This is a genomic window from Rhodococcus globerulus NBRC 14531, from assembly GCF_001894805.1.
In the GTDB taxonomy this organism is placed as follows: domain Bacteria; phylum Actinomycetota; class Actinomycetes; order Mycobacteriales; family Mycobacteriaceae; genus Rhodococcus_F; species Rhodococcus_F globerula.
The window spans coordinates 1-1,579 of the sequence record NZ_BCWX01000022.1 but is presented as its reverse complement, the minus strand read 5'-3'; the positions used below and the strand labels follow the sequence as shown (position 1 = coordinate 1,579).

Sequence of the window (1,579 nt, the reverse complement as noted above, 5' to 3'; positions counted from 1 at the left end):
TAGACCGTGCCACACTTCGCCAAACCGGCCGCGGGAAGCTGGACCGAACAGTATCCCCACCTCGGCACCGCACCCGTCGACTACACCGACTCCATCGACCCCGAACACTACGAAGCCGAACGCGAAGCAATCTTCAAACGCACCTGGCTCAACGTCGGACGCGTCGAACGAGTCCCCCGCACCGGCAGCTACTTCACCAAAGAACTCGCCGCCGTCAACACCTCCCTGATCATCGTCAAAGGCGCCGACGGAACCATCCGCGCATTCCACAACGTCTGCCGCCACCGCGGAAACAAGCTGGTATGGAACGAAATCCCCGGCGACGAAACCTCAGGCACCTGCCGCCAGTTCACCTGCAAATACCACGCCTGGCGCTACGACCTCGACGGCAAACTCTCCTTCATCCAACAAGAAGGCGAATTCTTCGACGTCGACAAGCAGGACTACGGACTCGTCGAAGTCACCTGCGAAACCTGGCAAGGCTTCATCTTCGTCAACCTCAACCCCCAGCAAAGCCTCGAGGAATACCTCGGCCCCATGCTCAAGGGCGTCGAAGGCTACCCCTTCCACGAAATGACCGAGGTCTACAGCTACCGCGCCGAAATCGGCAGCAACTGGAAACTCTTCATCGACGCATTCGCCGAGTTCTACCACGCCCCCATCCTGCACCAGAAGCAGGCAACCAAGGCCGAAGCAGACAAACTCGCCGCCACCGGCTTCGAAGCACTCCACTACGAACTCGACGGACCCCACTCCCTCATCTCCTCATGGGGCGGAATGGCACCGCCGAAAGACCTCAACATGGTCAAGCCCATCGAACGCGCACTGCGCAGCGGACTCTTCGGCCCCTGGGACCGCCCCGACATCGAAGGCCTCGACCCCCTACCCCCCACACTCAACCCCGCACGCCACGCAGCCTGGGGCGAAGACAGCTTCACCATCTTCCCCAACTTCATGCTCCTCATCTGGGCACCAGGCTGGTACCTCACCTACCACTACTGGCCCACCGCAGTCGACAAACACATCTTCGAAGCCAGCCTCTACTTCGTACCCCCCAAGAACACCCGCGAACGACTCGCACACGAACTCGCCGCAGTCACCTTCAAGGAATACGCACTCCAAGACGCGAACACCCTCGAAGCCTCACAAACAATGATGGCCACCCGCACCGTCACCGAATTCCCCCTCTGCGACCAAGAACTCCTCATCCGCCACCTTCACCACACCGCACGAACACACGTCAAGGAGCACCGCGATGCCACTACCAACTGACTTCGCCGACCTCGAACGCTTCGCCGACTGGATCCTCCCCACCGAAGGCGAACGCTACGCAAAACGCCTCGCCTCCACCATGCCCGAAATGCAAGACTTCTACGACGCCGCCTTCAACCGACTCGAAGACGCCATCACCTACTGCGACAAATTCCCCCTCGACGACCTACCCGACGACGCACGAGCACTCGTACACCTCATGCAATCCTTCGTCATGGTCACCTTCCCCATCGAAGTCTGGAAACAACCCCGCGTCCCCGACAGCGGCGCAGCCTACGTAGCCGTCACCGTCGAACCCGTCGTCTGA

At 60.6% G+C, this 1,579-nt stretch carries 2 protein-coding genes; both read left to right on the top strand.

Annotation, left to right across the window (positions count from 1 at the left end):
* The first annotated feature begins 6 nt into the window (after window positions 1-6).
* Window positions 7-1,272, top strand: a complete 1,266-nt coding sequence (locus tag RG2_RS31165) for an aromatic ring-hydroxylating oxygenase subunit alpha (protein ID WP_033237420.1) — start codon at window positions 7-9, stop codon at window positions 1,270-1,272.
* The gene (locus RG2_RS31160) at window positions 1,256-1,579 is read left to right on the top strand and encodes a hypothetical protein (RefSeq protein ID WP_033237421.1); all 324 of its coding nucleotides are present in this window, start codon (window positions 1,256-1,258) and stop codon (window positions 1,577-1,579) included. The genes RG2_RS31165 and RG2_RS31160 overlap by 17 nt, the downstream gene beginning before the upstream one ends.